This window comes from Shewanella sp. 1180_01, from assembly GCF_052850535.1.
Genome location: NZ_VXCT01000022.1, coordinates 39421 through 64642 on the forward strand (window position 1 = coordinate 39421; position 25222 = coordinate 64642).

Annotated in this window: 24 protein-coding genes; 20 read left to right on the forward strand and 4 right to left on the reverse strand. The window is 45.5% G+C overall.

Features of this window, described 5'->3' with window-relative positions; translation table 11 throughout:
- Positions 1–83 precede the first annotated feature (83 nt).
- From zapE to rlmB, 8 genes are all read left to right on the forward strand, one after another.
- Positions 84–1196 carry a cell division protein ZapE gene (zapE, locus tag FW758_RS12895; protein ID WP_006086064.1) on the forward strand — a complete coding sequence of 371 codons (1113 nt, stop codon included), beginning with the start codon at positions 84–86 and terminating at the stop codon, positions 1194–1196.
- 290 nt (positions 1197–1486) lie between these two features.
- Positions 1487–1915: a 50S ribosomal protein L13 gene (rplM, locus tag FW758_RS12900; protein ID WP_006083053.1), complete on the forward strand. Its 429-nt coding sequence runs from the start codon at positions 1487–1489 to the stop codon at positions 1913–1915.
- A 14-nt stretch (positions 1916–1929) separates the two neighbouring features.
- A complete protein-coding gene (rpsI, locus tag FW758_RS12905) occupies positions 1930–2322 on the forward strand; it encodes a 30S ribosomal protein S9 (protein ID WP_006083052.1) in 393 nt (130 codons plus the stop codon).
- Positions 2323–2476: 154 nt separating this feature from the next.
- Complete coding sequence (locus FW758_RS12910) at positions 2477–2665, forward strand: DUF2065 domain-containing protein (protein ID WP_006083051.1); 189 nt, start codon at positions 2477–2479, stop codon at positions 2663–2665.
- Between the two features lie 72 nt (positions 2666–2737).
- Complete coding sequence (locus FW758_RS12915) at positions 2738–4033, forward strand: adenylosuccinate synthase (protein ID WP_446445588.1); 1296 nt, start codon at positions 2738–2740, stop codon at positions 4031–4033.
- Positions 4034–4145: 112 nt separating this feature from the next.
- Complete coding sequence (gene motX / locus FW758_RS12920; protein ID WP_011847814.1) at positions 4146–4802, forward strand: flagellar protein MotX; 657 nt, start codon at positions 4146–4148, stop codon at positions 4800–4802.
- Positions 4803–4841: 39 nt separating this feature from the next.
- Positions 4842–7265 carry a ribonuclease R gene (gene rnr / locus FW758_RS12925; RefSeq protein WP_446445589.1) on the forward strand — a complete coding sequence of 808 codons (2424 nt, stop codon included), beginning with the start codon at positions 4842–4844 and terminating at the stop codon, positions 7263–7265.
- Complete coding sequence (rlmB, locus tag FW758_RS12930; RefSeq protein ID WP_006083047.1) at positions 7266–8006, forward strand: 23S rRNA (guanosine(2251)-2'-O)-methyltransferase RlmB; 741 nt, start codon at positions 7266–7268, stop codon at positions 8004–8006.
- Positions 8007–8149: 143 nt separating this feature from the next.
- Here the strand turns inward: rlmB and FW758_RS12935 are convergent, their stop codons facing one another.
- Both FW758_RS12935 and FW758_RS12940 read right to left on the reverse strand, forming a co-directional pair.
- Positions 8150–9592: an MFS transporter gene (locus FW758_RS12935; protein ID WP_446445590.1), complete on the reverse strand. Its 1443-nt coding sequence runs from the start codon at positions 9590–9592 to the stop codon at positions 8150–8152.
- A gap of 240 nt (positions 9593–9832) precedes the next feature.
- Positions 9833–10576 (reverse strand): DUF481 domain-containing protein, encoded by a 744-nt coding sequence (locus FW758_RS12940; protein ID WP_006083045.1) that lies wholly within the window; start codon positions 10574–10576, stop codon positions 9833–9835.
- Positions 10577–10789: 213 nt separating this feature from the next.
- Between FW758_RS12940 and rpsF the strand changes: the two genes are divergently transcribed.
- The 4 genes from rpsF to rplI are packed head-to-tail and all read left to right on the forward strand — an operon-like array spanning position 10790 to position 12228.
- On the forward strand, positions 10790–11185 hold the full coding sequence (gene rpsF / locus FW758_RS12945; RefSeq protein WP_006083044.1) for a 30S ribosomal protein S6: 396 nt from the start codon (positions 10790–10792) through the stop codon (positions 11183–11185).
- A gap of 8 nt (positions 11186–11193) precedes the next feature.
- Positions 11194–11499, forward strand: coding sequence for a primosomal replication protein N (priB, locus tag FW758_RS12950; protein ID WP_006083043.1), 306 nt, complete (start codon positions 11194–11196; stop codon positions 11497–11499).
- A gap of 12 nt (positions 11500–11511) precedes the next feature.
- The gene (gene rpsR / locus FW758_RS12955) at positions 11512–11739 is read left to right on the forward strand and encodes a 30S ribosomal protein S18 (RefSeq protein ID WP_006083042.1); all 228 of its coding nucleotides are present in this window, start codon (positions 11512–11514) and stop codon (positions 11737–11739) included.
- 36 nt (positions 11740–11775) lie between these two features.
- Positions 11776–12228, forward strand: coding sequence for a 50S ribosomal protein L9 (rplI, locus tag FW758_RS12960; protein WP_006086059.1), 453 nt, complete (start codon positions 11776–11778; stop codon positions 12226–12228).
- 267 nt (positions 12229–12495) lie between these two features.
- Here the strand turns inward: rplI and FW758_RS12965 are convergent, their stop codons facing one another.
- Positions 12496–14694 carry a S46 family peptidase gene (locus tag FW758_RS12965; RefSeq protein ID WP_446445591.1) on the reverse strand — a complete coding sequence of 733 codons (2199 nt, stop codon included), beginning with the start codon at positions 14692–14694 and terminating at the stop codon, positions 12496–12498.
- 125 nt (positions 14695–14819) lie between these two features.
- Here FW758_RS12965 and dnaB point away from each other — a divergent pair, with 125 nt between their 5' ends.
- Positions 14820–16226 (forward strand): replicative DNA helicase, encoded by a 1407-nt coding sequence (gene dnaB / locus FW758_RS12970; protein ID WP_006083039.1) that lies wholly within the window; start codon positions 14820–14822, stop codon positions 16224–16226.
- Positions 16227–16329: 103 nt separating this feature from the next.
- Positions 16330–17406 (forward strand): alanine racemase, encoded by a 1077-nt coding sequence (gene alr, locus FW758_RS12975; protein ID WP_107946544.1) that lies wholly within the window; start codon positions 16330–16332, stop codon positions 17404–17406.
- 528 nt (positions 17407–17934) lie between these two features.
- Here alr and FW758_RS12980 read toward each other — a convergent pair.
- Positions 17935–18399 carry a chemotaxis protein CheX gene (locus FW758_RS12980; RefSeq protein ID WP_006083037.1) on the reverse strand — a complete coding sequence of 155 codons (465 nt, stop codon included), beginning with the start codon at positions 18397–18399 and terminating at the stop codon, positions 17935–17937.
- Between the two features lie 826 nt (positions 18400–19225).
- On the opposite strand from FW758_RS12980, the gene FW758_RS12985 reads away from it, so the two are divergent.
- The 6 genes from FW758_RS12985 (at position 19226) to FW758_RS13010 (ending at position 24913) form a co-directional block, all read left to right on the forward strand.
- Positions 19226–21418: a TonB-dependent receptor gene (locus tag FW758_RS12985; protein ID WP_446445592.1), complete on the forward strand. Its 2193-nt coding sequence runs from the start codon at positions 19226–19228 to the stop codon at positions 21416–21418.
- A gap of 100 nt (positions 21419–21518) precedes the next feature.
- On the forward strand, positions 21519–22193 hold the full coding sequence (locus FW758_RS12990) for a Fe2+-dependent dioxygenase (RefSeq protein WP_446445593.1): 675 nt from the start codon (positions 21519–21521) through the stop codon (positions 22191–22193).
- 644 nt (positions 22194–22837) lie between these two features.
- On the forward strand, positions 22838–23323 hold the full coding sequence (locus tag FW758_RS12995) for a hypothetical protein (RefSeq protein WP_446445594.1): 486 nt from the start codon (positions 22838–22840) through the stop codon (positions 23321–23323).
- 130 nt (positions 23324–23453) lie between these two features.
- Entirely contained in the window at positions 23454–23918 is a 465-nt protein-coding gene (locus FW758_RS13000; protein ID WP_041411001.1) for a hypothetical protein, read from the forward strand.
- 198 nt (positions 23919–24116) lie between these two features.
- On the forward strand, positions 24117–24386 hold the full coding sequence (locus tag FW758_RS13005; protein ID WP_012586779.1) for a type II toxin-antitoxin system TacA family antitoxin: 270 nt from the start codon (positions 24117–24119) through the stop codon (positions 24384–24386).
- Positions 24383–24913, forward strand: a complete 531-nt coding sequence (locus FW758_RS13010) for a GNAT family N-acetyltransferase (RefSeq protein WP_446445595.1) — start codon at positions 24383–24385, stop codon at positions 24911–24913. The genes FW758_RS13005 and FW758_RS13010 overlap by 4 nt, the downstream gene beginning before the upstream one ends.
- Positions 24914–25222 lie beyond the last annotated feature (309 nt).

Below are 25222 nucleotides of genomic sequence, written 5' to 3' on the forward strand. Positions count from 1 at the left end.
TATTCAGCATTAATATATCCTGCGCCACATTGGCCGTGCTAATATCATCGCAGTTTTAATAAAGGACATAAGAGAATTTAAAAGTGCCTCAGTTAAGCCCTTGGCAGCATTATCAAAAAGATCTTACCCGTGACGGTTTCTCCCATGATCCGGCCCAAGAAATTGCGGTCAAAGCATTGCAACGTGTTTATGAAGACTTAACGGCGGCGGAAGAGCCGAGTTCTATCGTAGGGAAATTGTTTAGTGCATTCGGCTTAAAATCGGCGCCTGCTTCACCTAAAGGCCTGTATCTTTGGGGCGGTGTGGGTCGCGGCAAAACCTATCTGATGGATACTTTTTTTGATGCCTTGCCTGGCGATCAAAAGTTGCGGGCTCACTTCCATCGTTTCATGCATCAGCTACATTTAGATTTAGATGAACTGAAAGGCGTGCGCGATCCCTTGCTGGTGATTGCGAAAAAGATGGCCGCGAAATATCGCGTTATCTGTTTCGATGAATTCTTTGTCTCCGATATTACCGATGCCATGTTGTTAGGTACGCTGTTTCAAGCGCTATTTAAAGAAGGCGTTGTGCTGGTCGCTACGTCTAACATCATCCCCGACGACTTATATAAAAATGGCTTACAGCGGGCACGTTTCTTACCCGCGATAGCCTTAATTAATCAACATTGTGAAGTGCTCAATGTGGATTCTGGCATCGATTATCGACTACGTACCCTTGAGCAAGCGGAGATTTATCATCATCCGTTAGACGCACAAGCCGATGCCAATCTTATGCGTTATTTTAGCCAGTTAGCGCCTGAGTCAGAGGTGCTTACCGCCGACATCGAAATCGAAGGTCGTAGTATCAGTATTCGTCAGCAGGCGCAGGGCGTATTGTTGGCCGATTTTAGAGCGCTCTGTGATGGTCCGCGAAGTCAGCGTGACTACATGGAATTGGCGCGGATTTACCATACTGTGCTGGTCAGCGGCATTGAGCAAATGGGCGCATTTTTGACCGGTGATGATATCGCCAGACGATTTTTAGCTATGGTTGATGAGTTTTACGAGCGCAATGTAAAGCTTATCGTATCGGCCCAAGTGCCACTCGAAGACATCTACGCCGATGGCTTGCTTAACTTCGAATTTAGACGTTGTCGCTCGCGTCTTATTGAGATGCAATCACACGATTATTTGAAAACAGAGCACCTGCCTTAACCCTGCGGCGCAAGAGTTTTGCTTTAACTCCCGTGTTAAATCACCAGTGGCTTGTTAATCCTTCGGATGACAAGCCAGATTGGTCGATATTTTATAATTTTTATCAAAATATCAGGTGATTTTTAACTCAGCTTTGTCTATACTCCGCCACCTGCCCACGTTACTCCGCCAATTGGGCGGAAGTTGTAAGCCGAAGTCAGTGCTCGAAGGGGTGCTAAAAGGCAATTTTGTGTTGTTTGCAAATGCAGACAACATGTGAGACAGAAAATTAACTTTGGGTTTTTGTAATAATGAAGACTTTTACTGCTACACCAGAAACCGTAACTCGTGACTGGTTCGTCGTTGATGCAGACGGCAAAACTTTAGGTCGTATCGCTACTGAAATTGCTACCCGTTTACGCGGTAAGCATAAGCCAGAATACACTCCACACGTTGATACCGGTGATTACATCATCGTTGTTAATGCTGAAAAAGTGACTGTTACTGGTAACAAAGCGAAAGGCAAAACGTACTACTCGCATTCAGGCTTCCCTGGTGGCATTAAGCAAATCAGCTTTGAAAAGCTGCAAGCGCAAAAGCCAGAAATGATCATCGAGAAAGCAGTTAAGGGTATGTTACCAAAAGGTCCTCTGGGCCGTGCCATGTTCCGTAAACTGAAAGTTTACGCTGGCGCAGAACATAACCACACTGCACAACAACCTCAAGTTCTTGATATCTAAACGGGATTAAGCAAATGGCTGCAACTCAGTACTACGGCACTGGCCGTCGCAAAACCTCTACAGCTCGCGTTTTCGCTAAAGCAGGTAGTGGCAACATCGTTGTAAATCAACGTCCTTTGGATCAGTATTTTGGTCGTGAAACTGCTCGTATGGTTGTTCGTCAACCTTTAGAGTTAGTAGAAATGACTGACAAGCTGGACATCTATGTAACTGTTAAAGGCGGTGGTATCACTGGCCAAGCAGGCGCAATCCGTCACGGTATTACCCGTGCTCTGATGCAATTAGATGAAGCACTGCGTCCATCACTACGTTCTGCTGGTTTCGTTACCCGTGACGCTCGTAAAGTTGAGCGTAAGAAAGTGGGTCTACGTAAAGCACGTCGTAAGCCACAATTCTCTAAGCGTTAATTCGTTTTTGGAATATCAAAAAACCCAGCCTATGCTGGGTTTTTTATTGGCTAGAATTTACGATACTGGCGAATTCATTTAAATAAGAGACTCTGTTGTTGGAGTGGGCTGATATACAATAAATGTGTATTGAACGACTGAGTTTGAGGTGCACATGACTTTTCAAGTTTTTATGCTGGCAGTAGCACTTGTATTACTTTTAGAGGGAGTCGGCCCCTTACTCTTTCCGAACAAGTGGCGTCGTTATTTAAATGAGCTCTCCCATCAAAATCAGCAGGTTATCCAGCGACTTGGTGGCGCGTTAGTCACGGCAGGCGTGGTGATCTTGGTGATTTTTGCGTAAAAAACAGCCTGCTTGCCCTTGCTTACTAAGATCTGTTAAAATTCTTTTTTAACCGCAACCTTGCAGCAAATAATGGGCAAAAACGTAGTTGTTCTCGGCACCCAATGGGGTGACGAAGGAAAAGGTAAGATTGTCGACCTTCTAACAGAACAGGCAAAATATGTAGTTCGCTATCAAGGCGGCCACAATGCTGGTCATACCTTGGTTATCGATGGTGATAAAACCGTTCTTCATCTGATCCCATCGGGTATCCTGCGCGATAATGTGAAATGCATTATTGGCAACGGTGTGGTGCTTGCACCTGACGCCCTGATGAAAGAGATCAACATGCTGAAAGATCGTGGTGTTCCTGTTGAGGAACGTCTGTTGATCTCTGAAGCGTGTCCGCTGATCCTACCATTCCATTGCGCCTTAGATATCGCCCGTGAAAAAGCACGTGGCAATAAAGCTATTGGTACAACTGGCCGCGGTATCGGACCTGCGTATGAAGACAAGATCTCCCGTCGCGGTCTGCGAGTAGGTGACTTGTTCAATGCTGAACTGTTTGCTGAAAAGCTGAAAGAAGTTATGAAATACCATAACTTTATGCTGACAGAGTACTATCAAGTCGAAGCTGTTGATTACGAGCAAACGCTAACAGATGCTTTGGCTATGGCCGATTATCTGAAGAGCATGTGTGTTGACGTGACTGAACTGTTGGATACTGCGCGTAAAGCCGGTGAGCCAATCCTGTTCGAAGGCGCTCAAGGTACATTACTCGACATCGACCACGGAACTTATCCTTTTGTAACCTCTTCAAATACCACTGCCGGTGGTGTTGCGACGGGTTCAGGTTTTGGTCCGCGTCACTTAGACTATGTCTTAGGTATCATGAAGGCCTACACCACTCGCGTGGGTGCAGGTCCATTCCCAACTGAACTATTATGTGAAGTTGGTGATCATTTAGGTACTAAAGGTCATGAGTTTGGTGCGACAACGGGTCGTAAGCGTCGTCCAGGTTGGTTGGATGCTGTGGCAATGCGCCGCGCAGTTCAAATCAACAGTGTTAGCGGCTTCTGCTTGACTAAGTTAGATGTACTTGATGGTCTGAAAGAAGTGAAAATTTGTGTGGATTATCAGAATCCTGATGGCACTATCTCTAAAGTGACCCCGCTTGCGGCTGAAGGTTATGAACTGGTTACGCCTGTTTATGAAACTATGCCAGGTTGGAGCGAGTCGACTTTTGGCGCGACATCCATTGAGCAACTGCCACCGGCAGCGATCAATTATATCAAGCGTCTTGAAGAGCTATTAGAAACACCAATCGACATTATCTCTACAGGTCCTGACCGTAACGAAACCATGATTTTGGTTAATCCGTTCAATTAAGACCTGTTAAGGCCGTGTTTCACGGCCTTTTTCTCTGCTTCTTTATGCCTTTCTCTGTTTAATTCTGCGGTTAGAAATTCAGCTCAAGCTCAAGAAATAGGTTATACTGCCGATGCAAGTATTCACCCTATTGTCATTGAGAGTCGTTATGCTACGTACAGCACTAGTTGCGCTACTGCCCTTAGTATCTTCAATGTGCTTTGCTGAAACGCAGGCGGTGGATATTTATAGCCAAGATCAATTGCTTGATTTGATCCGTAGCGATCAATATTTAGCGAAAGTGAAGCGTGATGATTGCCAGTTAGTCCAAGATATTGAGGCGCGAGCCCAGGTCTTAAAACAGCCTTTATATCAATTTCTGTGGGGCGAAATGCTCAATTATGGAACCTGTGTAAAGGCAAACCCTGTGAAGGGTATTGCTTTGTTACGTGACTCGGCCGAACAAGGTAGCTCAGAAGCGATGTTAAAGCTTGCCGAGTATTATCAGAGTGGGAAATTTGTCATCCGCAATAAAGACAGAGCAGTGCATTATTTACTGCCTGCGGCTGCAAGTGGTGATTTACCCGCTCGTATGATGTTAGTGCGTTTATTCGGTGAAGGTTATGGTAGTCCTAGGGATTACGAGATGGCCTATCACTGGTTATATAACGATGTATTTGCGGACGAGGCGACGAAGAAAAAAGCCTTGTCTTTACTGCAGGTGTTAGCAGCTAAAATGCCCCCCAGTGCAGTGGCGCGGGCCCAGCAAGAACAGTTGCGAACCCGTTAAGTGGTCTCTTAATCTAGAGACACATTATTTGGATATTGAATGATCAAAGACCCTCATTTTGAGCGTGAACAGGATAAGTACGAAAACCCTATCCCAAGCCGTGAGTATATTATCGATTACTTACGTTCTCAGAAATCACCTATCACTCGTGACAGTATTGCCGCGGCGTTAAACATCCAAGAGGAAGAACAGCTTGAGGCCCTGCGCCGTCGCCTACGTGCGATGGAACGCGATGGCGAACTCGTGTTCACCCGTGGGCAGAGCTATGGCTTGCCCGAGAAAATGGATCTTATCCCCGGCACTGTACTCGGACACAGAGAAGGCTTCGGCTTTTTCAAACCCGATGAAGGCGGTGATGACTTATTTATTTCGAACCGCGATATGTTGATGTATTTCCACGGTGATAAAGTGCTGGCGCAAAAAGCGGGCACAGATCGTCGTGGTCGCCGCGAAGCGCGTTTGGTGCGTTTGATCCAGCCGCGCAGTGCCGCGATTGTCGGCCGTTATCATGTTGATAGCGGTATGGCATTTGTCATTGCCGATGATAAGCGTATTACTCAAGAAATCTTAGTCGCGAATGAAGATCGCAACGGCGCCCGTCAAGGCGATGTGGTTGTGGTTGAATTAACGCGTCGCCCAGGTCGTTTTGTTAAGGCTGCGGGTAAAGTGACTGAAGTGCTTGGTAAGCAAATGGCACCGGGGATGGAAATCGAAATCGCCCTGCGTAACTATGACTTGCCCCATACTTGGTCACCTGTGATCGAGAAGAAACTGCGCCGAATTCCCGATGAAGTGACCGACGCCGATAAAGTCGGCCGTGTAGATTTACGTCATCTGCCATTAGTGACTATCGACGGCGAAGACGCCCGCGATTTTGACGATGCCGTGTATGCGGAGAAAAAAGCCGGTGGCGGATGGCGTTTATGGGTTGCGATTGCTGACGTTAGTTATTATGTTCGCACCGATTCGGCTTTAGATACCGAAGCGCGTGCCCGTGGTAACTCAGTGTATTTCCCATCGCAAGTGATCCCTATGCTGCCGGAGAAAATCTCCAATGGCCTATGTTCACTTAATCCTCACGTCGACCGTTTATGTATGGTCGCCGAGATGACAGTGTCTGCCAAAGGCAAGTTGTCGGGTTATAAGTTTTATCCGGCTGTGATGTATTCCCATGCCCGTTTCACTTATACCCAAGTGGCTGAGATGTTAGAAGGCGGCCCGATTGCGCCTGAGCATGAAGCCTTGTTCCCGCATCTGCAGTGTTTACAGTCATTGTATTTAGCGCTAGATGAGCAAAGAGCTGAGCGTGGTGCGATTGCGTTTGAAACCATGGAAACGCAGTTCATTTTCAATGAGCAGCGCAAGATTGATAAAATCGTGCCGCGTGGCCGTAATCAAGCACATAAAATCATTGAAGAATGCATGATTTTAGCCAACGTTTCTGCAGCTAAATTTGTGAAGAAACACAAAGGCGACGTGCTGTACCGAGTGCATGAAGCGCCATCTGAGCAAAAGTTGGCGAACTTTAAAGAGTTCCTTGCTGAGCGTGGTTTGACTATGCCTGGCGGACTTGAGCCAACGCCGTCTGATTACCAGAACGTGATGCTGCAAATTGCCGACCGTCCCGATGCTGAACTTATCCAAGTGATGTTGCTGCGCTCTATGCGTCAGGCAATTTACACCCCAGATAATGAAGGTCACTTCGGTCTAGCCTTAGAAGAATATGCGCATTTTACCTCGCCCATTCGCCGTTATCCGGATCTAGTCTTACATAGAGTTATCCGTTATTTACTGGCGAAGGAAAGAGGCGAAGCCACAGAAAAGTGGACGCAGGATGGTGGCTACCACTATCAACTCGATGAACTCGACCAATTGGGCGAAGAGTGTTCAACCACAGAACGTCGTGCCGATGAAGCGACTCGCGATGTTAGCGATTGGCTCAAGTGCGAGTTTATGCAAGATCACGTCGGCGATACCTTTGAGGCTGTGATTGCCTCAGTGACGAGCTTTGGTTTGTTCGTGCGCTTAAATGAGCTGTTTATCGATGGCTTAGTGCATATCTCAAGCCTAGGTAGCGATTACTACCAATTCGATCCTATGCGTCAACGCCTTATCGGTGAGCATACAGGTCAAGTCTATCAAGTCGGCGATCCTGTGACGGTTAAGGTCGCTGCTGTTAACTTAGATGACAGACAGATTGATTTAGTCATGCTGGGTGATGACGGCAAAGGTGGTAAGCGTAAAGCCTCTGCCAGCCGTGATAAGCCGATGACTGCCCGTGAGCGTGTTAATCGCGAAGGTGCTAAGCAAGGCAAAGCGGGTAAAACCGCAATCCCTAGCACTAAGGCTGAAGCTGGCAAAGCCAAACCTAAGGCTAAAGCGGGCACTAAAGCGAAAAAGACAGCAGTAAAAGATCCGGCTAAAAAGCCAAAAGCCGCTAAGCGGAGCACGAGAAAGAAATAAATGAAAAAACAAGATATTATTTTTGGGATCCACGCAGTTGAAGCTCTGTTAAAACACAGCCCTGAGCGCATTATCGAGTTATGGCTGTTACAAGGTCGTGACGATGAGCGCTTAACTGTGCTTGCCAATCAGGCTAAAGCCTTTGGCACTACGATTCAAGTCGCTTCTCGTAAAGCCTTGGATGACAAAGCGGAAAGCAGCCAACATCAAGGCATAGTCGCGCGCGTTAAAGCGGCGAAAGTGTTGAATGAGCAAGATCTAGATGTGCTGCTTGCCAACACTGAGCAACCATTTCTGCTGATTTTGGATGGCGTGACGGATCCCCATAACTTAGGCGCTTGCCTACGTAATGCCGATGCGGCAGGCGTGCAAGGTATTATCGTGCCTAAAGACAACTCAGTCGGCTTAACTGCGACTGTGAGTAAAGTGGCATGCGGCGCGGCGGAAACTGTGCCTTTATTCCAAGTGACTAATCTTGCGCGCACTATGCGTCACCTGCAGGATAAAGGTGTATGGATTGTGGGCACGGCGGGCGAGGCAGATTGCGAGCTTTATCAAGCCGATCTTAAAGGGCCACTGGCGATTGCCATGGGTGCGGAAGATAAAGGTTTACGCCGTTTAAGCCGTGAATCTTGTGATTCACTGATCTCTATCCCTATGGCGGGTAGTGTGTCGAGCTTGAACGTATCGGTTGCGACCGGTATTTGCTTATTTGAAGCTGTGCGTCAGCGCCGCAGCTAGTACGCTCATGCTTGCCTGATATCGCACATGCGGTCAGGCTTGCTGTAACGACTTGTTGCAGTACTATTTGTTGTAGTTAGCATTAGCAGTAATAAAAGACCGATTAACTTTAAACAGTTAATCGGTCTTTTTTGTTGGCCTTTTTATGTCAGTGCTTTGTCTAGGTTAACCTGATGGCTATCGGCTTCATCCGTTTGTACGGCTTCTAGCTCTGCTTGTTCGATATCGAAACTGAAGGCGAGTTGCTCCTCATCACTGTCATTTTCGTCGATAATATCGTCATCGACGCCATCAGCCCCTAAATCATGCTCAGATTCATCTAGGTTAGCACTGGGCGTCATATGCTCTTGAATCGATTCAACATCAACCCTAGGGTCAAGCGCCGCCGCCAGTGGTGAAGAGACTAGGTCACCCGTCGCCATTATGTAATCTTGGGTGATATTGGTTTCGACTTTTTGCTGCGAATGCACGTAACGTAGCCGCACAAACAGGATCAAGGTACAGGCAGACATAAAGCCATATAACATGCTGTTGCCAAGCCATTGCATTAACGTTGAGGCGATCAGTGGACCGATACTAGCCCCTAAGCCGAAGGTTAATAAGATGGTGGCAGATAAACCGACCCGCTCATTCTGTTCGACTCGTGAGTTAGCCAGTGCCGTAGCAAGTGGATAGAAGGTGAAACCTAAAATACCAAACAGGAAGGTCATCACCAGCGAAATCACTGGATGATAGGGCGTTAAGGCGATGGCTAAGGCTAAGATGCCAAGCAATATACAGTTGATACGAATAAGGCGGCTGCGGGACATAATGTCGGACAGTTTCCCCATAGGCCATTGTGCCAGTAATCCCGCTAAAATTGTTGCGGTCATATAAGTGGCGACTTTTTCAGGCGGCAAACCTAAGTTACTAGCATAGGCGGGCGCGAGACCATAAAACGAACCCACTATCATGCTACCAATCGCGATGGTTGTGAGTGCCTGCGGCGCTTTTTTCCAGTAATGGGCAATTTTGAGTGGAGCTGGGACCAAAGGCGCAGGGTGAAGACGACGCGTGAGTGAAATCGGTACGATACAGAGTGAGAAACAAATCGCGATCAGCAGTAATGGCTCAAGGCCTAATTCGGGGAAGATGCTGATTGCGCCTTGGCCCAAAATCAAACCGAAGTAAGATACGATCATATAACTCGCGAACACTGTGCCCCTTTGGTTACTTTCGGCTTGTTCGTTAAGCCAACTTTCGAGCACCATGTATTGGCACATCATTCCCATGCCGACAACGAGCCTGAGGAGCAGCCAAACTGCTAGCTCATCCACGAGTGCATGACCCAATGCAGATGCCGCGACTATGCCTGCACTGGCAACGAAGGCGCGGATATGGCCCACTTGGGCGATAAGTCTATGACCAATCTTAGAGCCCGCCACAAGGCCAACATAATAGGCCGACATCATGCCGCCTATCCATATCTGTTGCACATTCATCACCGAGAGCCTGAGCCCAAGGTAAGTAGTGAGCAAACCGCCGGCCAGTACCATTAACAAGGTGGTGCTATATAAAGAGGCGAAAGTGCGCAGCGGATTAGTCATATACAACTCCGAAAACACAAACAAGATTGATAATAAACCGTGAGTATATCAGGGGTTGGTGTTTATGTTGTGTTGCAAATTGTTGGTAAATCTTGATTAATTGCGCATTTCTGCTCAAAAAATCCTTAGATTATGTCGAAGTGACTTGAGAGGGGGCTGAAGAACTTTAACATTGACGCCAGCCGAAGATGACATTGGCGTCGTGTGCTTGCATATATGCTACGGATGATCTAAAAGCGGTTATCTAAAGGTATAAAGCAGGTTGAAGGTGGTGATGGTATCTGTCTGTTGGCTACCTTCTGGAACTACTTCAGTGTATTTGATGTTCATGCCGATTTTAAAAGCCCAATCTTGGAACACCAGATTCTTGTAGTTCATGTCTAAGGTAAGGGTATTGTTGTTCTCACCCATTTCCGCAGTTAAATCGGCATTGAGACTGCTATATTCCTGCAGTTTTTGAGAAAACTTTGCAGCGGTACGCAGAATGACATCTTTCTCAGCATCAGGATTGGGAATATCGACAGATTCGGCCGGTAAGTTATATCGATAACCGGGGCCGACTTCGAGACTGAGTTTGGTCTTGTAGCTACTGATGGCATTAAAACCGTAACCACTCGAAATAGTTGATATCTGCGTGTAACTACCGAATTGATCCCAGGTAAAATCACCGCGTCCGAAGATATAACCCTTAGTGAGTTTATAGTTCGACTGGAGTTGGAGTTCGTATTTTTCGGAAGTCGTCTTGCTTTTTTCTGAGGCAAAGTAGGCTTTGAGCGTGGCTTCTTGCTTGGTTTGCTTAGTGTCGTAAATCAGTTGGGTTCGACCGTTAAAACTGCTGGATTCGGTATTGCCTGTATTCAGTTGCAAACCCGCTTCGATTTCTGCGGTAAAATCGCTGGGCGGTTCCTGATAATCAGGTGGAACAAGCGCAAGCGCAGGAAATGAAAGGGAAAATAAAAAGATTGGCGCAATAACTTTTAGCATTATGTTTTATTCTTGGTTAGCTGATGTCAGACGTCCGAATATAGATGAAGCGCCATCATACCTGTATTGATTGGCGAGGCAAAGTTATTGCTTGAGTTTCTGGCTTGCTTTCTGTACTATCTCGCGCTCAAATCAGTCACTATTTTTCGTTCCTTGCCTCCATTTGGTTTGACTGAGCCAATACCGAGGCTACATAACCGTAAGGAGCAATAAATGCGTCATTACGAAATCGTATTTATGGTTCACCCAGATCAAAGTGAACAAGTACCAGGTATGATTGAGCGTTACACAGGTGTTATCACCGAAGCTAACGGCACAATCCACCGTTTAGAAGATTGGGGCCGTCGTCAACTGGCTTACCCAATCCTTGATCTGCATAAAGCTCACTACGTTCTGATGAACGTTGAAGCTAAAGCAGAGACGATTGAAGAGCTAGAAACAGCTTTCCGTTTCAACGACGCAGTTCTGCGTAACATGGTAATGCGTACTAAAGTTGCCGTTACTGAAGCATCTCCAATGGCTAAAGCTAGAGATGAGCGCGATTCACGTCGTGGCCCAGCTGGCGAACGCTCATACGATGAAGCTCACGCTGAAGAAATCGCTGAGTAAGGTAATCTGTGACCACCAATAACTTGGTGTTGTCAGGAACGATAACTCGTTCAAGACGCTTTAAAAGCCCAGCAGGTATTGCACACAGTGTGATAATGTTGGAACACAAATCGCAGCGTTATGAAGCAGATATGCTCCGCAACGTCTACGTACAAATTCAAGTGATTTTGAGTGGCCCACGCTTTGAAAGCGTCGCAGAAGATCTGAAAGCAGGTGTGGAAGTACAAGTGCAAGGCTTTATGACGCTTCAACAGGGGCGCAATGGTCAAAACCGCTTAGTTATCCATGCCGAAAATGTCGAATTGAAAACTTAGGAGACTGTCAACATGGCACGTTATTTCCGTCGTCGCAAGTTCTGCCGTTTCACCGCTGAAGGTGTTGCAGAAATTGATTACAAAGATATCGTTACTTTAAAGAACTACATCACTGAAAGCGGCAAGATTGTTCCTAGCCGTATCACTGGTACTAGTGCTAAATATCAGCGCCAACTAGCTCGCGCTATCAAGCGTGCTCGTTATCTTTCTCTACTGCCATATACTGATTTACATCAGTAATTGCAGTATTCCTAATCGAATATAGAGGATTTGATAATGAACGTTATTCTGCTTGATAAAATCGCTAACCTAGGCAACTTGGGTGACCAAGTATCAGTTAAGGCTGGTTACGCACGTAACTTCCTTTTGCCACAAGGTAAAGCTGTTGTTGCTAACGAAAGCAACGTTAAAGTATTTGAAGCTCGTCGCGCTGAATTAGAAGCTAAATTAGCTGCTGAATTAGCTGCTGCTAACCTACGTGCTGAGAAAATCACTGCACTGGAAGCTGTTGTAATCGCTTCTAAAGCTGGTGATGAAGGCAAACTGTTTGGTTCAGTTGGTAACCGTGACATCGCTGATGCAGTGACTGCTGCTGGTGTTGAGCTGGCTAAATCAGAAGTTCGTTTACCATTAGGCGCTCTGCGTACTACTGGCGACTTCGAAGTTGAAGTTCAGTTACACACTGAAGTTAAAGCTGTTGTTAAAGTATCTGTGGTTGCAGAAGCTTAATTACTACTCGCTTTAAATATAAAAAGACACCGCCTAGGCGGTGTCTTTTTATGGCTGAAATTTAGGTTTTGAGTGTATTTAGGCTTGGATATCGACTATGCGATGGATTTAATATGATTGGTATAATTGCTAGGTGATATACGCCTACTCATTCAATCTCATCATCCCAAAGTGTATTCGCTGCTAAAATACGAGCCCAAATAAAAGCCGCTTACTGCAGAACAGTGAGCGGCTTTTTGTTTAGAGCAACGGATTTAGCTCAAAGTATTAATTTCTGACTAAATCCAGTTCTTGGATTAGGTTATCGGCATGGTCGACTTCGTCCATCATCCACAGGATATAGCGGATATCCACGTGTACTGCGCGGGTGATGGTTGGGTTGAAGAACCAATCTTTAGTGATGGCCTCATAGGTGGAGTCAAAGTTAAGACCCACTAACTCACCTTTACCGTTGAAGACTGGTGAGCCCGAGTTGCCGCCTGTGGTGTCAACGCTCGATAAGAAGTTAACCGGTACAGAGTTAAATTCTTCGGGTTTGTCTATGCAAGAGAAGAGCCTGCAGATCCAGCCGCGGGGATCTTGATAAACCGATTTCACTAAATGATTGCCAAAACGCTGCTCGGCAATCGCATCGAGGAGTTTTTTCGGTGCATTGTAGGGCTCAACACCTGTGTGTTTCGCGACTATGCCATCTAGACGAGTAAACGGCTGTTTGTAGAGTGCATCACGTGATTGATAACCATCGACCATACCGTAGCTGATACGCAGCGTACCGTTGGCGTCAGGGTAGACTGGCCAGTTGTTGGCTTTATAGTATTCGATCACTGCGGCCATATAGTCTGGGCGAGCAGTTGATAACTTACCGTCTAAGATTTTTTCCGTTTTTTCCTGCGCCATATTAGTGTCGTAAAGTGCTACGGCTAAACGAATAAAGGGATCGGCACTGGTTTCGAAGGCGTTAACATCGGCATTCATCCACGCCAGACGTTGGGCTTGGTCTGTGAGCGTAGTGAGTGAATACAAACCATCGAGTTTAGCCGCAAGATCTACGTCTTTACTGTTTACACTTAACATTTTATCGAGCGCTGCCACACGATTCGATTGGCCTAGGTAAGCGTTTAAATCTTGTAGCCATAATGTCTTATCGACTTTGACATCGAAACTCGAATCGATACGTTTAAGACGCGAGCTCAGCATCGCTAAATCACGCTCTTGATAGCCTTGTTCACGTTCGGCATCGGGCTTTTGTTTTTCTTTCGCAAGACGATACAAGCTGTTTGCTGCGGTTAACAGGGTGCTCGATTGGGCATTAGTAAAGTAGTAATTACTTTGGAACGCTTGTTGTTGCTCGGCAAGTAGCACTTCTAACTCAGCGATGAGGTTTTGATTTAGCTTAGGATTTTTTTTAAGCCAAGCTAAAAAGTTATCCTCACGGCTTTGTTTAATGCCCACGATATCCGTGGCTTTAAAACCCGCTAACAGGCCATTGAGTTTCTTCATTCGGTTGGCCATTGAAGCCATATTGCCAGCGTACTTAATGGCGATGTCGGCATCTTTTTGTCCCATAGCCTCGATAGTATCAATCTGTAATTGATAGCGTTTTGCTTGGGTGGGATACAGCCAGTCACTGGCAAACTTAAGTTCACTAGTAAGGTTATAGCGACTGGTTGAGCCCGGATAGCCTGCGACGAACACGCCGTCACCGGTTTTCACGCCATCGGCGTTTATTTTAAGGTAACTCTTTGGCTTGTAAGGGATGTTATCGTCGCTATAGGCAGCGGGTTGGCCGTCTTTACCTACATAAGCCCGTAAGAAGGCAAAATCACCCGAATGACGTGGATATTCATAGTTATCGATGTCGCCGCCAAAGGCACCGACACTTTCTGGTGGTGCATACACTAAGCGTACATCGCGGATCATCAATTGCTTGATTAAGTAATATTCTAGGCCGTTATGGAAACTGCGGACATTACAGCGATAATTCGCATCGGCTTCACAACTCTTGATCAGTTCTTTGCTGTGATTTTGAATATCTTCGTAACGGCTCAGCGGATCTTGGCTCAGGCCTTGATTGATTTGGGCGGTGACATCGGTTACTGCTTCTGTGATGTATAAACGTTCGTTAGGACCGGCAGAGGGTTCCTTGTCTATTGATGTAGCTAAAAAGCCTTGTTCGAGATAGTTATGTTCTTTCTTAGTGTTATATTGTATCGCCTTGAAGGCGCAATGGTGGTTTGTCACAACTAGCCCTTGGGGGGAGACAAAACTGGCGGTACAATAGCCCAGCCCTACAACGGCGTTCATTGGATAACTTGTAAGATCGGCCAGTTTTTCTGCAGGAATATCGATTCCGCGTTCACTGAGTTTGTCTGTAATAGAAGGCATTTGATAAGGTTGCCATTGTCCTTCGTCGGCAGTTGCTATGCCGGATGTCATTACTAAGGCCGCAACCAATGCAATACGCATGTTCTTTCCTTATTGATTATTAGAGTGTCCGTTGGAACGAGATAACAGGCGAGTGTAAACATCCTGTTTGCTTGACGCGGGTTTTATATCATATTTTGTTAAGTTGTTGGAAATCGGGAGCGTTAATGTCACAACAAGGTGCTTTTAAGCCTAAAAGTAAGCCAAGAGATTTGCAGCTTGATGGACTCAAGCTGCCACCGCATTCAATTGAGGCTGAACAATCGGTATTAGGCGGCTTGATGTTAGATGCCGAAGCGTGGGACAGGGTCGCTGAGGCCGTCGTAAAAGACGACTTTTACTCCCGCTCACACAAGATGATCTTCTCTGCCATGCACAGATTGGTCGATCTGGGGCAGCCGATCGATTTGATCACGGTTTCTGAACAGCTCGAAGTTGAAAATCAATTAGAAGATGCCGGCGGTTTTGCCTATTTAGGTGAGATTGCGAAAAATACCCCAAGTGCGGGTAACATTTTATCCTACGCTGAAATCGTCCGTGAACGTGCCGTAGTGCGTGACATGATCCGCGTAGCGCACGAAATTGCCGATGCAGGTTACAACCCAGAAGGCCGCGATTCGAGCGAATTACTCGACCTTGCTGAGAGTAAAGTCTTTAAGATCGCTGAGATGCGCACCAATTCCAACGAAGGTCCTGAAGGCATTAAAACCATTCTGGAAAAAACCGTCGATAAGATTGAGCAGCTTTATAATAACCCCCATAACGGTGTGACTGGGGTTTCGAGCGGCTTTAACGATCTGGATAAGATGACCGCTGGTTTCCAATCCGGCGACTTGATTATTGTTGCGGCGCGTCCTTCTATGGGTAAAACCACCTTCGCGATGAACTTGTGCGAACAAGCCGCGATGAATGAAGACAAGCCGGTGCTTATTTTCAGTCTCGAGATGCCGTCAGAACAGATTATGATGCGTATGTTGGCCTCCTTGGGCCGCGTTGATCAAACCAAAATCCGTACCGGTCAGCTCGATGATGAGGATTGGGCGCGGGTTTCATCGACCATGGGCATCATGCTCGAGCAAGGCAAAATGTATATCGATGATGGTTCGGGATTAACGCCGACCGAAGTTCGTAGCCGCGCGCGTCGTATCGCCCGTGAGTACGGTGGTTTATCTATGATCATGATAGATTACCTGCAGTTAATGCAGGTGCCCGCTTTGAAAGATAACCGTACCTTAGAGATTTCTGAGATTTCACGCTCCCTAAAGGCGTTAGCCAAAGAGCTAGAAATCCCGATTATTGCCCTGTCGCAGCTTAACCGCTCGCTTGAGCAAAGGGCCGATAAACGCCCTGTAAACTCGGATTTGCGTGAATCGGGCGCTATCGAGCAAGATGCGGATCTCATCATGTTTATTTATCGCGATGAAGTGTATAACAACGATTCTCAAGATAAAGGTACGGCCGAAATCATTATTGGTAAGCAACGTAACGGCCCGATTGGTCGAGTGCGACTCACCTTCCAAGGGCAGTTTTCGCGCTTCGATAATTATGCCGGACCTCAGTTTGAAGAAGACTAAATTCATGTTTGAAAATAGTAAATTTGCGTATGCAGAAGACGTGCTGTGCTGATGTATTTTTTATATCCGTGACTTTTTATTTCCTGAGTGAGCAAGGTAAATTTTGAACCCTTTTCCCCGTGCAGAAATTAGCAGTAGTGCACTGCAAACCAATCTCGCTGCGTTGCGTCAACAGGCACCAGCGAGTCGCGTGATGGCCGTCGTTAAAGCCAACGGCTATGGTCATGGATTATTGAATGTCGCCCATTGTTTAGTCAGTGCCGATGGCTTTGGCTTAGCTCGATTAGATGAAGCCTTAGAATTACGAGCGGGCGGCGTGACAGCGCGTTTGTTATTGCTGGAAGGTTTTTTCCGCGCCACCGATCTCCCGTTACTCGTCGGGCATGATATCGACACTGTGGTGCACCATAGTTCTCAGCTGGAGATGTTGGAGCAAACTGTATTGTCTAAGCCTGTGACTGTTTGGCTGAAAGTGGATTCAGGCATGCACCGCTTAGGCTTTACGCCTGAGCAATTTTCAACGGTTTACGCAAGGTTAATGGCCTGCCCCAATGTGGCAAAACCGATTCATTTGATGACGCATTTTGCCTGTGCAGATGAGCCTGATAATAGTTATACCTCAGTGCAGATGGCGGCTTTTAATAGCTTAACGGCTGGCTTGCCCGGATTTAGAACCTTAGCCAACTCTGCTGGTGCCTTGTATTGGCCGCAAAGCCAAGGCGATTGGATCCGTCCAGGAATCGCCCTCTATGGTGTCTCACCCGTCACGGGGGATTGCGGTGCGAATCACGGACTCGTACCTGCGATGGAACTGGTATCACAGTTGATTGCGGTGCGGGATCATAAGGCCAATCAGCCAGTGGGTTATGGTTGTTTTTGGACCGCGAAGCAAGATACTCGTTTAGGTGTCGTCGCAATTGGTTATGGTGATGGTTATCCCCGTAATGCACCGGAAGGTACACCTGTGTGGGTTAATGGTCGTCGCGTACCCATAGTTGGCCGCGTCTCTATGGACATGTTGACTGTCGACTTAGGCCAAGATGCGCAAGATAAGGTTGGCGACAGTGCTCTGTTGTGGGGTAAGGCATTACCCGTTGAAGAAGTCGCTGAACATATCGGTACTATCGCTTATGAATTAGTCACTAAGCTCACTCCAAGGGTTGCGGTTTGCTTAGCTTAGCTTTGTTAACTTCATCGCGTGAGTTTACTCTCATGAGCTCAGTCTCGCGTGCTTGGTCTCATGAGACTAGCCTGGTGAAATGAACCTCGTTAGCTTGAGCGACTACAGCATTAAAATGCAGAATCATAAAACGGTGTGTTAAACACCGTTTTTTTATTTGTGGCAACTCTAGGGTGAAGTCTCACAGTGAATCATCAGTACTATATTTGCATCGTCTCATTGCTCCGAATAAAAGCGTTAAAATTTGCTAATTTATACAGTATGAGCTGAGCGAGTAGGGCTTAGATAAGCGCATTGCGCAGTAGGCTGGGTGACTCGATATGTTTACGGGTAGAGTCGCGCGAATTGAACAGTTATTGAACACAAATGAGACAGTAAAATGAATGGTAAAAGTATATTCAGGTGCTGGTAATCCAGCCGTTCTGATCTTTGTTATCTAGCTTTAAATAAGCAAATGAAACATAAGATCCAGAGCGACAGGAGCGTTAATGTAATTTGGGCCATGTTGGCTTGGTACATTTTAAGCTTTTAGTTTTCAAAGCATATTTCGATATAAGCGGTCCCATGTGGGCTGGTAAAAGGCATGATAATCTTAGTGCCATTGGCTTTATGGGAAATAGTGTGGCCTTTTCCTGACACGACCATAGGGGTGGCCATTTCAAACTCATAGCCTTTCTGACCCAATAGATTTTTTGCACCACCAGTCACCATGTTGGTGATTTCACCCACTAGGTCAGTCACTTCCTCGTTAATTTTACCCGGGTTTTCGCCTAGCATATTCTGCATTATCTGCAAAACCAGCTTTTGTTCGAAGGTAATCGATAGTGATCCTTTTGTTTGGGGGCCAACGAGCCCAATGAGGCCAGACACATCCCCCTTTGCTAAGTTATCTGATTTGATTTGAGGTTTGCCCGGCGTCAAATCCATGCTCGCCATAGTAGAAATGACATTGAGCAGAGATTGGAGGAAAGGATTAATAAAATTAACGTTCATGCCTAAGTTTGTCCTCTTTTGAGCCTAAACCATGAAGTAATGGCATTGCTTAAGGCTATTAGAAAAGTTGCTTATCGACAGCAATCTTGATCACACTCTATCAGCTTAGATGAGACAGCTATAAATGTGAGGCTAATTTAAAGATATTCTTATCATTTATCTGAGATATATGCGGCTAAGGCCCAATATCACTGTGCCATTTATGGTTGCGATCGCTTTGCATCATAGTTTACAAGTGTTACTCAGGAAGACGTTGAACGTCAAATGGCGCTGTTTTACGCTACATAAATACAAAACATGATGCAATATCGACACTATTAGCCCCATTCATAGTGGCCCATGTGTGTCGATGCTGCAAAGTTTTTTAGCCTTTTTATGGAGTAACTCGACTTTTATCTATTCAACAACTGAGGGGAGAGCGGTTATTGCCCGACTCTATGGCATCTCGGTTAGTGCGATTCTGCGATACTATTCCATTCGCTATCGTCTGGCTGCTAACGAGATTTCTCAACAGCAACATTAAAATATCCCCCGTAGATAATTTCGTTACAGTCGTCATTGCACAAACTGACTCGGCTCGCGTAATAACGTAATATTTTTTATGTGGTTAGCTCGTTGCCGGTTTTTTTAAACATCAAGACACTCTCAATTTCAGAGGCAATGAAAAAACCTGCATTGCTGGGTGAACAATCCTGTAATTAATGTTAATCAATAATGCAAATGATAATAGTTATTGATCAGTTTGTGCGATTTCCTTATATTAGCGGGCGATTAACAGGTGGGGGACATCTGTTACAGGGTTTAATCCGCAACAGGAATGCTTTTAATGAAATTTGCAAAACGCCGCAATGCCCGAGTCGCACTCGGCGCCCATGTTTTAGGTTCATTAACTATAGGTATGGTTATATCAGCTACCCCTGCGATAGCAGCGGAGCAGGCACAAGTCGCTGGTAAGAAAGTCGAACATATTGAGGTTAACGGCGAATATTTGGGTTACAACACGCGCAAAGTACAGTCTGGTAAATTTACTGATGATTTGCTCAATAGCGCTAAAACGGTCACTGTGATTAATCAAGATCTGATCAAAGACATGGGGGCACAAAGTTTTACTGATGCTCTGCGTGCAACACCTGGTATTACGCTTGGTACGGGTGAAGGTGGTAATCCCTATGGTGACAGGCCGTTTATTCGTGGTTATGACGCTCAATCTTCAACGTTTATTAACGGTATGCGGGATGTGGGCTCCCAGAGCCGTGAGACTTTTAATATCGAACAAATTGAGGTGCTAAAGGGGCCGAGTTCTGTTTACAACGGCCGTGGTGCAGTTGGCGGCAGCATCAATATTGTGACTAAAAAAGCGCAAGCCGAAGATTTTATTAATGCGGATGTGGCGATTGGTACTGATGCTTTAAAACGCGCCAGTCTTGACGTTAACCATGTGATTGCAGATGAAGCTGCCGTGCGGGTGAATCTAATGGCGCACGATGCCAATACGCCGGGTCGTGATGAAGTCTCTGGTAATCGCTGGGGCATTGCACCCTCGGTGACATTTGGCTTGACGACACCCACTAAGGTGACGTTGGAATACTATCATTTTGAAAACCATGACATACCTGACTATGGGATCCCCTATGATCAAGCGACAGGTAAGCCTGCCGATGTTGATCCCAATAACTTTTATGGCTTATTGTCGCGGGATTTTCGCGATAATAATGACGACACAGCTTCAGTGCTGATAAGCCATGACTTCAACAATGACATGCAATTTACGTCGACCTCAGTGTATAGCCGTAATACCAATTATTACATTGTGACTAACCCCGATGATACGACAGGCAACGTCGCCAATGGTTATGTATGGCGTAACACTAAATCACGCCACTCTGTCACTAAAACGCTCGCGACCCAATTACAATTGGTGGGTGAGGCTAACCTGGCTGGATTCACCAACCGCTTTGCGATTGGCACTGAATTTAGCAACGAGCGCACCAGCAACTTAAGTTATACGGTCGATACGGGGAATGGTCGTAATGCGGGTTGTAATGATGCACTACTGGCTAATTACAATTGTACTTTGTTATCGAAGCCTAATCCTCACGACCCTTGGGTCGGCAGCGTGACGCTAGGAACAGATGCCACTGTGACTGAAACGGACACTCGCTCAGTTTATGGCTTTAATACCATAGAGTTGAATGAGTCCTGGATGATTAACGGCGGCGTGCGCTGGGATGATTACAGCACTGCTGCACAGAACTCGACTTCGTCACTATCCAATGACGATGATTTTTTAAACTACCAACTATCAGTGCTGTATAAACCTGCGGTCAACGGCAGTATCTATGCGGCGTGGGGCACATCTTCGAATCCGCCAGGAACATCTAATGGCGATGGTTCAGATCGTCTTGGTAGTAACAATGAAGATTTAAAGCCTGAAGATACTGAAAGTTACGAGCTAGGTACTAAGTGGGATTTCTTCAGTGGCCGCTTATCGCTTAATGGTTCAGTATTCCAAATCGAGAAGAACAACGCTCGCGTTGCAACTTCTGCCGATCGCAATTCACCGCAAGAAAACGTCGGTGAGCAGAAAGTGAAGGGCTTTGAAATTGGTTTTTCAGGTGATATCACTGAGCATTGGCATGGATTTGGTGGATACACCTATCTTGATGCTAGCCTAGAAAGTAACGGATTTAATGCCGCTTACGATGGTAATCGTTTCCCTAATACGGCCAAAAACAGTATCAGTCTGTTTACCACTTACGACATTACGGAACAGTTAAATGTCGGAACTGGCGCGTACTATATGGGGCAGGTTTACGGTAATACCGCCAATACCTTATCGATTCCTTCATACTGGCGTTTTGATGTGGTTTCATCTTACAAGATGAATGACTTTCTGACGCTGCGCTTGAATGTGCAAAACTTAATGGACGAGCGTTATTACGATAAAGCCTATACCGCGCATTTTGCTAACATGGCGCCTGGGCGTTTGGTCATGTTAAGTGCTGATATGCATTTTTAATGTTAGGCATTAGCTAATGTTACGGCAGCCCTCGGGCTGCCTTTTATGTTTTATAAACGCTATACGTCATGCCGTGTTTTTTGCCCAATGGAACCCTGAGATGTTGATTGAAATTCCTAATGTTTTCTCAAAACAAGAAGTAAGTCACTTACGCGACCAGTTAGATGCCCGCCGCTGGATAGACGGTAATCAAACCTCTGGCGCAATGGCGACAACTCGTAAGCGTAATCAGCAATTAGAGAAGGACGACCCAGTAGCAGTCGCGCTAGGTCAGCAGATTATGGACAGGCTGTTGGCACACCCGCAATTTGTATCTGCCGCATTACCATTACAGTTTTATCCGCCTTTGTTTAATCGATATCAAGGCGGTGAAACCTTTGGGTATCACATAGATAATGCTATCCGCTCGACCCCTGATGGGATGATCCGTACCGATCTGTCAGCGACTTTATTTCTCAGCGAACCAGAAAGCTATAAGGGCGGCGAATTAGTTATCCAAGATACCTACGGCCAACAAAGCATAAAATTATCAGCGGGTTCATTAGTGCTGTATCCATCGAGCAGCTTGCATCAGGTCACGCCAGTTCTGTCGGGCGAGCGTACCGCCGCCTTTATGTGGCTGCAAAGTATGGTTCGTGATGAAGGTCAGCGCCGCTTGCTATTTCAACTCGATCAATCGATTCAAACACTCACTGCTCAGCAGACCGCGGAACAAGAGTTATTTAATCTGAGTGGCGTGTATCACAATCTATTGAGGCGCTGGAGTGAGCTGTAATTGGCGGTTATTCCTCTAGTCAGCATGATAGTCGCTTATAGCTTGATGGAGGGGGACTGAGCGCTAGATAATTAATCCACTTTTAGTATTCATGCCGCTTTGCGTCTACTGTCATAGGCCAAGTTTGTCATCGTGCTATAACGCTGCACTTTTGATGCAGAGCGTGACCCTGCTGCTTGGTGTTTGGTAATGGCGCTTTGCTCTGTGTATAATGCTTTGCCATTTTTTCACACGCACAAGATATTGATGGTGAATGATCCCGTCAGCCTTTTCACGTTTTTGAATGCGAAATAACACCATTTATGAGGTTCTTCAATCTGCTGCGTCCAAGCTATTGTGATTCCCTCTTAGTTCCCTGAATAAGGTAGAACATCCTAAACGTGTAAAAACAGTCAGTAAGAATATTATTTAGTCGGAACATAATGAATTTAGATAAAACCCAGCAACACCAAGGTTTAGCGCCTAAAACCCTCGATAGAACCTTTTCCATTGCGCCCATGCTGGATAGGTAAGATTTTAATTTAACCACTTGATTTATATAAGGTGGTTAAAAGTGTGGTTCACTATAGGATCACCGATTTTAAAAAGTTGTTTCATGGTTCCCCGCTGGTGATATGATTGCTCAATAAACATTGAGGTGATCTATGGATAGAAAATCTTTAATACTACTCGCGCTGATATTAACGGTCGGTCCTACTTTTTCGGCTAATGCTGAAGTCTATAAATGTGCTGATGGAAAGTATCAAGCAGATCCCTGCGATGAAAATAGCCGGCCAGTTGATTTAAGTGGAATCGGTAGCTTTATTAAAAGTAGTGACAGCATTTCTCATTCAAGCGTGGGTTCAAACGCAACTTCTGATAAGAAAAAAGAAATCAGTACCTATATTGAGAAGCAACGTATTGCCCGAGAGATCACTCGGCTTGAGGGTGATCGTAAGCGGGTGATTGCTGAACGTGACCAGCGCTTACGTAATCTGCGCGAAAGTCGGCAGTATGCGAATAACAACTTAGCCGGTGCAACGTGGGAGCAAAGCTTGGCGCAGGAAATGACTGCCACCGCCCAAGAGGCCGATACGCAGGTGTCATCTATCGATCGGCAGATTGAGCAGCTTAAAGACGAGTTAAAATAGCGCAGGCTCGTTTTAATGTCGTATGTCCGCCTTATGACTTCAGTTGTCCTAAATCAAACTCTAATACATCTACATCTTGATATAAGAGGTTGGAACTCGCGCTTGTGTACTAAATAAAGGAGATGTTTTTTTGTTCGAATTCAGTGAAATAGCAATAGTTATCGGTGCAGCATCTGGGCTTGTAGCTTTAGTTATGCACTTTAGGAATTTATTTCTAGAAACCGGCGTTCTCAAGCTTCGAGCCTATGTAGGCTATGTCGATGGAACTCATAAACAACCTGATAATGCAGTGAGCGTTGTGCTTTTAAATAGAGGGAAAACAAAGGTTTATATACATAAATTCGGAATTCGTGAGCCGAAAAGAAAAATAAATATGAATGGTCTAAAAGTTACAGCCGAAGGCGGCGTCTACGATACAATGTTTAATGACTTTAATACATTAACTATCGAGCCAAATCAGAAGAAAGTTTTTCATTTTGATGGCTATAGTGAACAAGGTATTAAGGAGCTACTTCAACTAAGAAAGGTTAAAGCTTTTGTTGTCGATTCAAACGGTAAAAAGTATGAATCAATAATAACGCAATACGGCTTATAAGAAATTAGACAAGGACAAAAACAGTTGGCTTTTGATCATTCCTCGCCATTTTAAATAACTAATGTTTTAGCTTAAATAGGTTTTATCCCCACAAATCTAAAAATCGCATCCGTACTGTGTCCGTACAAGTTGCGCTGTGGTTGTTTAAACTTTATACTCCAATCCATTACGGATTAACTCCGTACGATAGGAGGTTTTATGGCGACTGCAAGACTTGATATCCGTTTGGATGAAGAGATCAAAGCTAAGGCTGAGAAAGCATCGGCTTTGCTTGGTTTAAAAAGCTTAACTGAATACGTTGTTCGCTTAATGGACGAAGATTCAACTCAGGTGATTGCTGAGCACGAAAGCATTACTGTTAAAGCTGATGTATTCGACCAATTCATAATGGCTTGTGATGAGGCTAAGGCCCCGAACAAGGCATTACGTGAAGCGGCAGCATTTACTAAACGTGGTGAGTTTAAGTGAGTTACTCCAAGACTTTTAAAGAATTGGATAAATCACAGCACGATAGAGCATCATTTGACTGTGGCGAAGTAGAGTTAAACGATTTTATCCAAACTCAAGCAGCGAAACACATGCAAGCAGGTATTAGCCGCACAATGGTTTTACCTGCTGTTACACCATTGCCCAATCAAAAATATCCAATTTGCTCATTTTATACTATCGCACCAAGTTCAATTTGCCGTGATACCTTGCCGCAAGCCATGGGTAAAAAGTTACCACGCTATCCCGTTCCGGTCTTTCTGCTTGCTCAACTTGCTGTCCATAAAGAGTTTCATGGTAGTGGGTTAGGTAAAGCTAGTTTAATCAAAGCGCTAGAATATCTGTGGGAAATAAACGCTCACATGCGAGCTTATGCCATTGTGGTCGATTGCTTAACTGGCCAAGCTGAATCATTCTACGCAAAATATGGTTTCGAGTTTCTTTGTAAAATCAACGGTCGTGTCAGAATGTTTATTCCAATGAAAACAGTCGGTCAGTTATTCACTTAGCTACCAGCTCCCCGCCTTGCCTGTCGTGCTGCTATTCCTCACATTCGAGCATAGAAACTGTCTTTTGTATTCATAACGACTCAGTCTTAGATGCTGTTATGTATACAGTATTATTCGATTTGATCACATTTCACGAAATAAAATCAAAATACTTTTGTTCGTTTACAGGGCTAGTGCCAGCATATTCAATTTGTAATCAATGAGTTATTTACATGTTGCTTGAGGTGCTGGGTTTTGAACTTGCGCATCTGTGTTTTTCCTCATGGTTTATTTGTTAAATAACTGATAAGTTCCTTAAGTTACAACTGA

What these genes read in the sequence shown, in the direction of transcription:
- rplM (WP_006083053.1), top strand. Translation starts at nt 1,487, where the DNA reads ATGAAGACTTTTACTGCTACACCAGAAACCGTAACTCGTGACTGGTTC.
- rpsI (WP_006083052.1), top strand. Translation starts at nt 1,930, where the DNA reads ATGGCTGCAACTCAGTACTACGGCACTGGCCGTCGCAAAACCTCTACA.
- FW758_RS12910 (WP_006083051.1), top strand. Translation starts at nt 2,477, where the DNA reads ATGACTTTTCAAGTTTTTATGCTGGCAGTAGCACTTGTATTACTTTTA.
- FW758_RS12915 (WP_446445588.1), top strand. Translation starts at nt 2,738, where the DNA reads ATGGGCAAAAACGTAGTTGTTCTCGGCACCCAATGGGGTGACGAAGGA.
- motX (WP_011847814.1), top strand. Translation starts at nt 4,146, where the DNA reads ATGCAAGTATTCACCCTATTGTCATTGAGAGTCGTTATGCTACGTACA.
- rnr (WP_446445589.1), top strand. Translation starts at nt 4,842, where the DNA reads ATGATCAAAGACCCTCATTTTGAGCGTGAACAGGATAAGTACGAAAAC.
- rlmB (WP_006083047.1), top strand. Translation starts at nt 7,266, where the DNA reads ATGAAAAAACAAGATATTATTTTTGGGATCCACGCAGTTGAAGCTCTG.
- FW758_RS12935 (WP_446445590.1), bottom strand. Translation starts at nt 9,592, where the DNA reads ATGACTAATCCGCTGCGCACTTTCGCCTCTTTATATAGCACCACCTTG.
- FW758_RS12940 (WP_006083045.1), bottom strand. Translation starts at nt 10,576, where the DNA reads ATGCTAAAAGTTATTGCGCCAATCTTTTTATTTTCCCTTTCATTTCCT.
- rpsF (WP_006083044.1), top strand. Translation starts at nt 10,790, where the DNA reads ATGCGTCATTACGAAATCGTATTTATGGTTCACCCAGATCAAAGTGAA.
- rpsR (WP_006083042.1), top strand. Translation starts at nt 11,512, where the DNA reads ATGGCACGTTATTTCCGTCGTCGCAAGTTCTGCCGTTTCACCGCTGAA.
- rplI (WP_006086059.1), top strand. Translation starts at nt 11,776, where the DNA reads ATGAACGTTATTCTGCTTGATAAAATCGCTAACCTAGGCAACTTGGGT.
- FW758_RS12965 (WP_446445591.1), bottom strand. Translation starts at nt 14,694, where the DNA reads ATGCGTATTGCATTGGTTGCGGCCTTAGTAATGACATCCGGCATAGCA.
- dnaB (WP_006083039.1), top strand. Translation starts at nt 14,820, where the DNA reads ATGTCACAACAAGGTGCTTTTAAGCCTAAAAGTAAGCCAAGAGATTTG.
- FW758_RS12980 (WP_006083037.1), bottom strand. Translation starts at nt 18,399, where the DNA reads ATGAACGTTAATTTTATTAATCCTTTCCTCCAATCTCTGCTCAATGTC.
- FW758_RS12985 (WP_446445592.1), top strand. Translation starts at nt 19,226, where the DNA reads ATGAAATTTGCAAAACGCCGCAATGCCCGAGTCGCACTCGGCGCCCAT.
- FW758_RS12990 (WP_446445593.1), top strand. Translation starts at nt 21,519, where the DNA reads ATGTTGATTGAAATTCCTAATGTTTTCTCAAAACAAGAAGTAAGTCAC.
- FW758_RS12995 (WP_446445594.1), top strand. Translation starts at nt 22,838, where the DNA reads ATGGATAGAAAATCTTTAATACTACTCGCGCTGATATTAACGGTCGGT.
- FW758_RS13005 (WP_012586779.1), top strand. Translation starts at nt 24,117, where the DNA reads ATGGCGACTGCAAGACTTGATATCCGTTTGGATGAAGAGATCAAAGCT.